Origin of the sequence: Colwellia sp. E2M01 (genome assembly GCF_018860585.1) — a bacterium.
In the GTDB taxonomy this organism is placed as follows: domain Bacteria; phylum Pseudomonadota; class Gammaproteobacteria; order Enterobacterales; family Alteromonadaceae; genus Colwellia.
Map to the genome: position 1 here is coordinate 48,423 of NZ_JAHKPR010000069.1, position 11,493 is coordinate 59,915.

General features: G+C 35.4%; 8 protein-coding genes. All 8 read right to left on the reverse strand.

Translation table 11 applies throughout. The features are described 5' to 3' along the window. Positions 1-12 precede the first annotated feature (12 nt). Positions 13-2,121, reverse strand: coding sequence for a DUF1302 domain-containing protein (locus KO502_RS13275; protein WP_216023047.1), 2,109 nt, complete (start codon positions 2,119-2,121; stop codon positions 13-15). Between the two features lie 568 nt (positions 2,122-2,689). Further along, on the reverse strand, positions 2,690-2,905 hold the full coding sequence (locus KO502_RS13280; RefSeq protein ID WP_216023048.1) for a DUF2835 domain-containing protein: 216 nt from the start codon (positions 2,903-2,905) through the stop codon (positions 2,690-2,692). A gap of 124 nt (positions 2,906-3,029) precedes the next feature. After that, a complete protein-coding gene (gene pepN / locus KO502_RS13285; protein WP_216023049.1) occupies positions 3,030-5,630 on the reverse strand; it encodes an aminopeptidase N in 2,601 nt (866 codons plus the stop codon). 312 nt (positions 5,631-5,942) lie between these two features. Further along, the gene (prc, locus tag KO502_RS13290; protein ID WP_216023050.1) at positions 5,943-7,994 is read right to left on the reverse strand and encodes a carboxy terminal-processing peptidase; all 2,052 of its coding nucleotides are present in this window, start codon (positions 7,992-7,994) and stop codon (positions 5,943-5,945) included. 126 nt (positions 7,995-8,120) lie between these two features. Continuing rightward, a complete protein-coding gene (gene proQ / locus KO502_RS13295; RefSeq protein WP_216023051.1) occupies positions 8,121-8,798 on the reverse strand; it encodes an RNA chaperone ProQ in 678 nt (225 codons plus the stop codon). Between the two features lie 111 nt (positions 8,799-8,909). Then, on the reverse strand, positions 8,910-9,197 hold the full coding sequence (locus tag KO502_RS13300) for a hypothetical protein (RefSeq protein WP_216023052.1): 288 nt from the start codon (positions 9,195-9,197) through the stop codon (positions 8,910-8,912). Between the two features lie 353 nt (positions 9,198-9,550). Beyond that, complete coding sequence (locus KO502_RS13305; RefSeq protein WP_216023053.1) at positions 9,551-10,387, reverse strand: SIMPL domain-containing protein; 837 nt, start codon at positions 10,385-10,387, stop codon at positions 9,551-9,553. Between the two features lie 83 nt (positions 10,388-10,470). Further along, complete coding sequence (locus KO502_RS13310) at positions 10,471-11,145, reverse strand: DUF2057 family protein (protein ID WP_216023054.1); 675 nt, start codon at positions 11,143-11,145, stop codon at positions 10,471-10,473. Positions 11,146-11,493: the final 348 nt, after the last annotated feature.

Below are 11,493 nucleotides of genomic sequence, written 5' to 3' on the forward strand. Positions count from 1 at the left end.
TATGCCTTAAAATTAGATTGAATATTTGATGCTGAAAGAAGCGTAATCACGGTCGCTCATCTGGTTAGTTGTACCAACCCCGTCGAAGAAAGTATTATAAGTTAAATCTGCCGACCAACTGCTTTGGTATTCAAAGCTTACTCCTAATGAGACACTTTTTCTTTCCTCGATAAACATAAATAGAGGATCAGGTGTTATGCCAGAGACATCATGAGCGAATACTATGCGTGGAGCCATATTGATTCCCGCAATAACGTTAGTGTAATCAAGCTTTGCAACGGCGCGATAACCCCAAGCAAATTCAGTTGGAAATGGATTTGCTTCAACTCCACCTTGTAAAGCATTCTCTAAACCTGGACTACCTGTGATACCACCATTACGCGATGTACCGGGGCCATTTAAGCGTAAATCGTTTGGATCTGGCATATCATTAATATTAATACCACCCACTTCAATAAGCCCTGCTAACTGACTAGCACCTAAGGTTGGTCCAAATAGTTGTGTTAATGTCATTTGTGCTTGAATGGTATCAGATAAAATATAACCTTGTGCATATTCACTTGAGCCATAAGTCGATCCATCAGCTTTAGTCATTTGTGAAACACCATCTAATGCCGCATAAGTTGGTGAGCCTGTATTGGCTAGCTGTTGAGGAACAGCCGCAAATAAAAGCTCTACATCATCTATTTGTAACGGCTCATCTTGACGATAGCTTATTTCCCCAGCAAAAGCAGTGGTACCAATCGCGGTATTAAAGCTTAATGCATACATATTAATATCTTCGGGGTAATCTAACTCAACACGCGAAAAACTATTTAATTGTGAATAGTTATCGGTAGTGATAGGTGTGCTTGCTATCATACCTATATCATCAGCAATAGACTCGGCGCTAAAGTTTGCGGTGATACCTGAGAATATAGGGCGTCTACTGTGATAATTCACATAATATAAACTAAATTCAGTATCGTTTAACTCAGGTAAAAACCAAGATAAACGCAAACCGTATTGGCCACCATCATTTGGTTCATTTTCTGCTTGCGAGCTTGGTGCTCTAAGCGTGAGGTTAGCCGCGTAAGCAGAGTACATTTGACCAGCAGCGGCTTGCGCCGATGCTATGGCTGAAGGTTCACCCGACGCTATCGCTGATCGCAAAGTATCACCGATATCATTCAACCCAGATGTTAAATAATCTAAATTCATATCGGGGTTGCCGCCAAAGCCAAGTTGGACATTATTATATTGTCCGCCATCACCGGCAAAGTCATTGGTTGAAAAATAACTGCCAGGGGGTGGTAATACTGTTTTTTCCCAGCTGTATTGATAAAACATTTCAATGTTGAAATTATCAGTAACACCTAATGACGCCCATAAAGCCCCAAAAGGAATAAATGCTTCTTTAAGCTCTGCTCCTGGTGCACGTAAACGGGCAATATCAACGGGGTTAATTTCACTTATCCCATGTGAGATCAGAGAACTTTCACCCCAGCTGATCACTTGATCACCAAGGCGAACAGACAGTGGCATATCTGCTATTTCAAAGTCACCATAAACGTAAGCATCTAATAAGCGGAAATCTTGACAAACCTGCTCTTTAGCATCACTGTCACGACAAGGATCAAAAGTTGTATTAGTTAATGAGTCGCTCCATGCACGATCTTTATTCATCATTGCATAATCATAAAAATACATAAATCGAACAAACATACCAACATTGTCATAATGAACATTTAGCTCATGCAAACCTTTGATCATGGTAGAAAAGCTTTCACCTGCATTATATGACAAATTGCCATTATCACCATTAGTTGAATAACTGCCAGCACCTTGCGCCCAAATATCTTCTTTAACTGGGTTTGGAGCATAAACTTTATAATTACTAAAATCTAAACCATTATTAGCGTTATTTGACTTACCGACATTATCATTCCAGTTTCTATCTTCTGTACGCCAACTGGTACCAAGACTGAAGGTAGAATCAAAAGTGATCTCTACATCAGATACATCCCACCTTGCGGCATGAGCAGTATTAAATGTTGACGTTAGTAATGACATAGAAAGTGCGGCGGCAATACCAACAGCTAACGGCTTTATATTGAAGCCATAATCTAGCTTATTATTCATCGAGTTTATCCCCTATTCCCAGCATGATGCAGAAACTTAAACATCACCTAAAATATGTCCGTAGTGATTGTTATTAATTATATTTTTACTTTTATTAGTAAATTTTAACAGCAACAATAATTACATCATTTAACTTTGGTAGCAAGCGCAATAAAGTGAGTTAAAACTCTATATTTTAATGACTTGCATCAAGCTAACAAGGTATTTTAATGTTACGTTTAAAACTAGCGTTTAAAGTCGAAAAACACAATAAAATAGTTAAAAATGTTTGCTTTACTTGTTAATAAAGTTAAAGCCAATAATTTACCTCACTATAGTCTAAATAATCTCAATTCAAGATAATGGCTACGATAACCAGTAAAAACATATATTATAAATTAAAAAGCTTGTACAGTGATGTCGATTTATCCACTAGCAAAGTAATTACCTACCTCGACCTATTAATAATAAAAACAACGCCGCTAGTGATGAAAAAAGCTTAGCTTGGTCGTATTACTATCCGAGCTGAGGTTAACGATAACCATAATGAAAGAACATTATTTCGATGATGAACAGACAGTAGAAGCTGTTATCTTAATTTTGATAAGGAAACAAATTTATTATTTTGTGTTTCTAAACAAAACCTTCCACTTATACCGCTTAATGTGAGGTGTTTACGCAGATGCATAGCCGGAAATTGCACTTTAACACCAGCTGTTGTCATGACTACAACGTTCCGAATTGTACCTTGATAGTAAGGCAAAAATTCATTGGCTGTTATATTAAGAGAGAAATAATACTTCATATTTTAATAGGATAAATTATTGCAGTAAAATATTATTGTTGAATGAGTAAAATTTTATTACTCACTCAAGCAAATACAACTTAGATAAAACTTAGATAAAACTATGTTACTAACTAAGCTGAAATTAATCAGTTAGTGCAGCATCAAGCTTCTCTTTTAAGTCATTAGATAAATTTGGTAATGCCTGTAAAGTTAATAACTCTGCCTTCATCAATTGCTGATGTTCTGCAGCAAAGTTTTTATATTGCATTAATGGCGTTATTAATCTTGAGGCGACTTGTGGGTTAATATCATTCATTTTAGCAATTTGCTGCGATAAAAATTGATAACCACGTCCCGTTTTACAATGAAAATACTTAGGATTATTCATCGCAAAAGCACCAATAACTGAGCGCGCTCTATTAGGATTTTTTAAAGTAAACTGAGGGTGTTCAATTAATTCATTAAGTTGCATAAATATATCGTCACTGACTACAGAAGCATTTAAAGCAAACCATTTATCCATTACCAATGTTGTATCATGCCATTTTTTCTCAAAGTGATTAAGCTGACCACTTAGCTCTGGCAAGTTAGACTTAGCTGAGCATGTCAGTGCTGCTAGGGTATCTGTCATGTTTTCTTGTGTAACGTCTGAATTGTTCGCAGCTAACTGATATTGCTCCGCAACTAAACTCTGATATTCAGGTAAGCGACTTAAATAAGTTAAACACACATTTTTTAGCGATCTATTCGCTACGCAATCTTGCCCATTTGCTTGCTGACAGGCTTTAAAGCTTGTTAGTAATTGTTGTTGTGTGCCTTGAGCAATAAAAAGAGATAATGCAGTGATAGCATTACAAAGTGCTAGAGGAGCAACATCTATCATTAAGCCTGCAGCTTCATCAAAACTTGGCAGTGATATTTGCTCAGCAATAAAGGCTTTATCTTCATCACTTTGTAAAATCTCATTTATCGCATTGAGTAATGTGTTAGGAATAACGTAATCACTGTTAAAAGCTAATTTATGAATTGTCGACATTAATAGTTTTTGTCCTGCATCCCAACGACAAAAACTATTGTCTGCTTGTTTCATTATTTTTAGTAAACTTGCATCATCTTGATCAAACACTAACTTAACTGGGGCACTGAAATCAGCAAGCATAGCTAGAGTTGGTTTTTCGCTAAAGCCATTGAACGTCCACTGCTGTTCTTCCCCCGTTAACTCAAGTAATTCATTATGATTACTTGTTGCATCGCCACTAATTAATTCAATCTTAACCGGAATATGTAACGCTTGCGGATCAGGCTGCTTTTTAGTTACTGGCGATTGTTGTGACAAAGTTAACGTGTAGGTATTACTACTTGGCTCAAATACTTCATTGACTTTGATTACAGGCGTGCCGTATTGGCTATACCACAGTTTAAATTGTGTTAAATTTTTACCACTAGCGTCACTCATTGCATTAATAAAGTCATCACAAGTAACGGCCATGCCATCAAAACGTTTAAAGTATAAATCCATCCCTTTTCTGAAATTTTCAACACCAATTAAGGTATGTAGCATGCGAATAACTTCTGAGCCCTTCTCATACACGGTTAAGGTATAAAAGTTATTCATCTCTAATACTTTTTCAGGACGAATAGGATGCGCCATAGGGCCAGCATCTTCTGCAAACTGTAGTGAACGTAATACTCGGACATTTTGAATACGAGTCACCGCTCCTGAATGCATATCTGCACTAAATTGTTGATCTCTAAATACCGTCAAACCTTCTTTTAAGCTTAATTGAAACCAGTCTCGACAGGTAACGCGGTTACCAGTCCAATTGTGAAAATACTCATGAGCAATAACCGCTTCAATATTAAAGTAATCGGTATCTGTAGCACATTGGCTATCTGCTAAAACAAATTTAGAGTTAAAAACATTTAAGCCTTTATTTTCCATTGCCCCCATATTAAAAAAGTCAACAGCAACAATCATATAAATGTCTAAATCATATTCAAGACCAAAGGTTTCTTCATCCCAAGCCATCGACTTTTGTAGCGACACCATGGCATGCTGCGCTTTAGCTAAGTTACCTTTATCAACAAAAATTTCTAAAGCAACTTTACGCCCAGAAACAGTGGTAAACGTATCTTCAAGTAGGTCAAAATCACCAGCAACTAACGCAAATAAATAACATGGTTTTGGAAAAGGGTCATGCCATGTAACAAAGTGCTGATTATTGTCTAACTCACCTGAGTCAATTTTATTACCATTTGATAAAAGGTATGGGTATAACGTTTTATCGGCAATGACTTTAGTGGTAAAGGTTGCCATGACATCAGGTCGGTCTAGGTAGTAACTAATTCGACGAAAACCCTCAGCTTCACATTGTGTACAAAAAGCATCACCTGATTTAAATAAACCCTCTAATGCAGTATTGTCTAGCGGATTAATTTCGGTGTTAATTGTTAAGGTAAACGTATTACTTTTAGGTAAACTTGTTGCAGGGATAGTAAGCAAAGTATCTGTAATTTGATAATCTTCTTCCATTAATAATTGGTTATCAATCTCTAATGAAACCAAAGTCAAATGCTCTCCATTCAGTACGAGTGCTTGTTGATGCTCTCCCTGTTTAACTATGGTTAACTCGTTAATAACCTTACTGCAGGTATCTGCTAACTCAATCGTTAAGTTAACGGTATTAATGGTAAAATCAGCTGGGCGGTAATCCGCTAAAAATCTTGGTGCTGTAGATGACATAGTAAAGCCTTACGTAAATAAATATATTTAATGAATGTTTGGTTGCGACTGCTTTATACTTGAACTTGTTTCTCTTGTATTTTTTACAACAATTTTCTTAATATTAAAACCAATAAAACATAAATAACTAACCACTAAGGTTAATAATATAATTAAGGTAATAATAGGTGTTGCAGCATCTAACATACTAGGTTGTTGAGTATGAGTTGAAGGCACTTTATCTTGAGGCTAATTAACATTAATCATTAAAAACCTGAGTGTAGGAGTAATTAACAAGAATAAAGCCGCCTCAATGGGCGGCTTTATTAAACGTTATTTTTTCGCAACTTTACCTAACTCGATAAAATCAAATGTGATGCGAGCGGCCTCATCTAAGAATGGGTCTACCTCATCAAGTTCATCAGTTAAGTCATCTAAGTCGGTGATTTTTTCTTTACCTAAAAGAGCTAACTGTTTGTTTACTCGGATTAACCGTTTTGCTTTACTCTCTTCACGCTCGGTTTGACGGTCGACAAGATTCAATGAAATTGTTTTATCATCTTTTTCTGCCTGATAAACACTGATATCTTCAAGTAAATAATTAAATTCAGGATTAGTTTTTATACGCTCTTGATAACGCGCTGTTAAATATTCCACATCTTTACTTAAATCATTTAAAGGTGTGTATTTAGCACGTTGAATTTGATCCCATGGTAAGGCATTTTCTTCTTTACTCTCGCCCCAATCTTCAGGATCAATTGCGGTAGGAAATGCAATATCTGGTAATACACCACGATGTTGAGTACTACCACCATTAATACGATAAAACTTAGCGATAGTATATTGAATACTTCCTAATGGTTTTTCATATAAGTCATAAACACGACCTAAACCACGATGTTGTTGGACCGTACCTTTACCAAAAGTATGCTCTCCAATAATTACACCACGACCGTAATCTTGAATGGCTGCTGAGAATATTTCAGACGCTGAAGCACTGTATCGGTCAACCATGACGGTAAGTGGGCCATCAAAGTAGCTAATACCGTCTCTATCACCTTGTACTTCTATACGATTTGCACCATCTCTAATTTGCACGACAGGACCTTTATCGATAAACAAGCCTGTTAATAAAGATGATTCAGGTAAAGAGCCACCACCATTACCGCGTAAATCAACAATAATACCTTCAACACCAGCTTCTTTTAACGAAGCAATTTCTTTTTTTACATCGGTAGATAGGTTGTTATAAAAACTTGGAATTGTGATTACGCCAAGTTTTTTACTGTTTTCCATTTCAGGGTTTTGTAAATAAACTTCTGATTTTGCCGCTCGGTCTTCTAACTTTATAATGTCACGAACAATTGAGACAACTTTTATATTTGCTTCATCATCACTATCACCAGATAATATTTGTAGGCGAACCTTTGTACCTTTAGGCCCTTTGATAAGTTCTACAACATCGTCTAATCGCCAACCAATAACATCTTCAAATTCTTCTTTGTCTTGAGCAACGCCAACAATGCGATCTTTCGATTTTAGTTGATTAGACTTATCAGCAGGTCCACCAGTGATCACTCGTTGAATAACCGTGTAATCTTCCTCAGAACGTAATTCAGCGCCAATACCTTCTAGTGATAAGTTCATATCTACTTGAAAGCGTTCAGCATTACGTGGAGAAAGGTATGATGTATGAGGCTCTACTACACGAGAAAAACTATTCATAACAAGCTGAAAAGCATCTTCACTTTCACTTTGCTTCAATCGTTTAATCGCATAATTGTATCGTTTAGTTAAGATTTCTTTAACTTTCGGCCACTCTTTTTTAGTCAAGGTAAGGTTTAATACATCAAACTTTACTTTTAAACGCCATAACTCATTTAATTCTGCTTCACTTTTTGCCCAAGGCTCATCTTCACGATCAAATAAGTAAACATCTTTTTTAGTGAAATCGAACGGGTTTTTACCTTCATTAGTATCTAATAAATTAATCGCATACTCATAACGCTCTAAGCGTCTTTGCATATTAATATTATAAATAGCATAAGGCGCTTCTAGTTTACCGCGAGTTAATACGGTATCAAATTCATTACGGTATTGTTGAAAGCTTTCAATATCACTTGCTAAGAAAACATTACGTGCATAATCAAGTTGCTTGATAAAACGATCAAATATTTCGGCTGATAAGGCGTTATCAATGGCAATTTTTTTATAATGTGCGCGGCTAAATCGAGCTGTAACGCGTTTTGTCGCTATAGCGTGCTGAGATTCAGGAATAAGCACAGGAAGTTCTTCAGGTGTGTGTATTTTTTCAAACGCGACTGCGTTAGCAGATAAACCTAAAGATAAAGAGATGGCGAGAGCGATACGACAAACTTTTTGCATGCATTAATTTCCTATTCAATTTCAATTTAACCTAACAACTTTACTATGCTACATATAAACAACCGACATTCGTGATGAATATCGGTTGTTTATCTTTCCACCATAGCCACTACTGTGCACTACCGCTTATGCGTAAATGTTTTTAAGCTGTGTCTTAATAACCATGCCAGAATCAAGTTGTACACTGATATCTTTGCCAGATATTTCAGTGATAGTAGCATTCATTGGTGAATTACCTAATTGAACTCTTACACTACTACCAATTTTGATAGTATCTGATTCTACAGGCTTAAGTGGCGCAGCTTCTTTTTTAACTACTTTTTTAGGCGATGATTTAACTGTTTTAAATTTAGCTGAATCTTGTTTTTTATCGCCAGTTCTTTTATTTCCTGACTTAGCATTATCTGTAGCAGCTGCGTTTACTTTACCTTTATAAGGTTTTTTAGCATCGCTGTCTGTCGCTTTTTTGTTACCAAATTTTTCTTGGCTTTCTTTTAATGTTTTACTTGCATAAGTAGCTTGCTCTTCGTCAATTTCAGCCACCTCTTTGCCATCAATATCAACACGATAAGCACCAACTTTGATAACTTTTAAATAACGCCAACTACTTGTATAGTGTCTTAAGGCTTGGCGTAAACGTGTTTTACTTACCGTTTCGTCATCACTAAGCTTTTCAGCTAAATCTTGGAATATACCAATTTTAAGCGGCTTAACAGGACCTTTAATTGAGAAACACTCAGGAAACTTTTCAGTTAAATAAGCAATAATATCTTTTGTACTTGTACGTTTAATTTCAGTTTCCATAACTACACTTTTGTTTACACTTTTAATTAATTTTAAGCTAGCTTCATTTGTCTGTTAAAGCCATTCAATTTGAATTACTTTAACAAGAAAATAGCGCCAATGTTGAACTTTTTATTCTTCTGATTGGAGATGTTGCTCGGGATTATCAAGCACATGTTTACACCAATCATATATATCATCTGTTTCTATTTCGGCAATTTCTGCTTGGCCTATCCAGGTATCCCATACAAGCGCCAATAACTGCTCTAAAACTTCTGTATCAATATCTTCATCTGCCAAGTCGTACATTGTATGATAAATTTCATTAATACGCTCCGCCACTTCTTCTTCCTGGCCATCCCAGTCACCGACAATTTCTTGAGTAACTAAATAGTCATGAATGACCACAAACTCTTTCATTAAAACTTCACTTTTTATGAGTAAATATCATTTAATAAAATATTCACAAGGTAAATACTTTACGCAATAAACTGCACTTTATGCAATTCTATCAGATTCATATTCTCTTAGCGCCAAAATTGCTTTAATACTTCAAGAATATACAAGCTAAATACAGCTTAATAACGGCTATTAAAAAAAATCACATCTCTTGTCTAAATCTTAGATTGAAAAGCATAAAGTGAATTATTTTAGAAAGCTATTATTAAAAGGCGCTAACATACCTAAAAACAAACAATAATTAAAGCTTTTATCACACTTATGGCTAACTATTACTTAACTTTGGCCTAACTATTCATTGTTATTAAAAATATTTAATCTTTAAAATCAAATTTAACTGCTACGCGTGCAGTAATGGTTTGATTCCCTGTTAATGAAGTATGAGCCATTGAATTAGCACTTCTTATCATTGGCTCTGCATACATTGGACGGTAACTATTATTTGAAGATTCTTTAATAAACTGTATATCACCTAATGTTTGACCTGCTTGTTTAGCCATACGCTCTGCTTTGTGTTGTGCATGACTAATCGCTTGTAATAAAGCCTGTTGGTAGTACTCGTCGCGTTGTTCTACATTCATTGTGAGTGCTGAGATATGACTCACATTTATTTTAATGATGTCGCCTAAAAACGTATCGTATTGTTCAATTTTAGTAAAATTAACCGTTACTTGGCGACTTAATTCAAATAATGGCGTTTTATATGGGCTGTTACTTTGTTGCTGGTTAACCACTTGACCATCAGTATAAGTAGTGACTCCTTTAGCATTATTCAGTTCTATCCCTTGTACTTTAATTGAAGGTTCTTCCTCAACAATACGTAAGTTAATACGAGCAGATGAAATACTAGTTTCTTTTATACCAAGACTTATTGCGGCATTAACGACTGAGTTGCTTTTTTTATCCACTAAACTTTTTAGCTTATTAGGCACTCGTCCACGCTCAGTTATGGTTAATGTTAATGAAAACTGGTCCGGGACAACGACAATACTCCCCTCACCCGAGACTTCAATCCCTTCATCATCAAATGAAAAGGCGTGTGTAGGTAAAAATAAAAAAGCTAGCGGTAAACAAGTTAATGCTATCTTTTTATAAGAACGTTTACATTGGTTTAAGGGGATATTCAAAGTAGGTAGTGATTTAAATGTCATAAGAAAGCCTTAAAATTAACATAATTGAAATAATGTGATTGAAAATACTCTTTTTGGAATTAATTTATCCATTTAGGTTTAGTTTATTTAGTTAACATTTTATCTTCGTTAATGAATTTCAAAAAAGTTGCTTTTTGCGTCGGTGTTGCTTGCTGCCACCAATATTTAAGCATAGGGATAGCATCAACTTCATTAATATTTGTAGCATTGTTAACAGGAACTGCATTTTTTAATGAGCTTTCTGGGGTAACATTGGCAGCTTGGATAGATAATGCTGTCATTTGTTTGTTAACTTCTTTAGCCAATCGATATTCTTTTAATGTTTGTAAAGCTAATGGCAATTCTTTTTGATTACCGTCTTGTAAGATTAGCTTTGGCGATTTAACAAATAACTCAGCCGCAGCTAAGTTTTTAATGGTACTTGTTGTTAAAAGAAGGTTTTGTTGATCAGACAGGGTGAATTTAACAACAAAAAGCTCTGAAATGACTAAGCGATCTTCGCCAAGTTGCATATCTTCAAAAACATCTTTGTATTTAATAATTAAGCTATGTTCACCTTTAGCTAGTTGAAATGTTTGCTTCTGAGAGAAAAAACTTTGGTTTATAGGCTTATCATCTAGCTCCCGCAAGACTAGATTGTCACTGAGTGTTAAATCAGCCGCTACCGTATTAAATGATAATATATTGACGATAATAAATATTAGCCAATAACGGCAACCTAAGCTAGAGCAAAGACTATTGATGAATATGTTAGACAAAGTTAAATCCTATTAAGGTATATAATCATTACCCTTTATAAACTGCATTCAATTGAATTAAAAGAGAAGATATTTACAAGTATTTGAGCATGATAATTAAAACACTTAAAAATAGACGCTATTTCATATCCCTGTTCTTATACTCGTTACTATTTAAAGTGCTCGATTTCAGAAGGAATTAAAGTAGCTTTAGGCTGCGGTGGCTTCGAAGGACGCTACACGAATGCAGCGTTAATTATTAAATAAATAACGCTGTAGTTAGTGGTTTTATACCAATTCCGATAATTTTCTGGTCTAGCTGTGCGAAGGGAAAATATTTAAAGACAAGGCGCTTGATTGAGTAATAAC

Coding starts and splice junctions, on each gene's coding strand:
- KO502_RS13280 (WP_216023048.1), bottom strand. CDS start 2,905: ATGAAGTATTATTTCTCTCTTAATATAACAGCCAATGAATTTTTGCCT.
- prc (WP_216023050.1), bottom strand. CDS start 7,994: ATGCAAAAAGTTTGTCGTATCGCTCTCGCCATCTCTTTATCTTTAGGT.
- pepN (WP_216023049.1), bottom strand. CDS start 5,630: ATGTCATCTACAGCACCAAGATTTTTAGCGGATTACCGCCCAGCTGAT.
- KO502_RS13275 (WP_216023047.1), bottom strand. CDS start 2,121: ATGAATAATAAGCTAGATTATGGCTTCAATATAAAGCCGTTAGCTGTT.
- KO502_RS13300 (WP_216023052.1), bottom strand. CDS start 9,197: ATGAAAGAGTTTGTGGTCATTCATGACTATTTAGTTACTCAAGAAATT.
- proQ (WP_216023051.1), bottom strand. CDS start 8,798: ATGGAAACTGAAATTAAACGTACAAGTACAAAAGATATTATTGCTTAT.
- KO502_RS13305 (WP_216023053.1), bottom strand. CDS start 10,387: ATGACATTTAAATCACTACCTACTTTGAATATCCCCTTAAACCAATGT.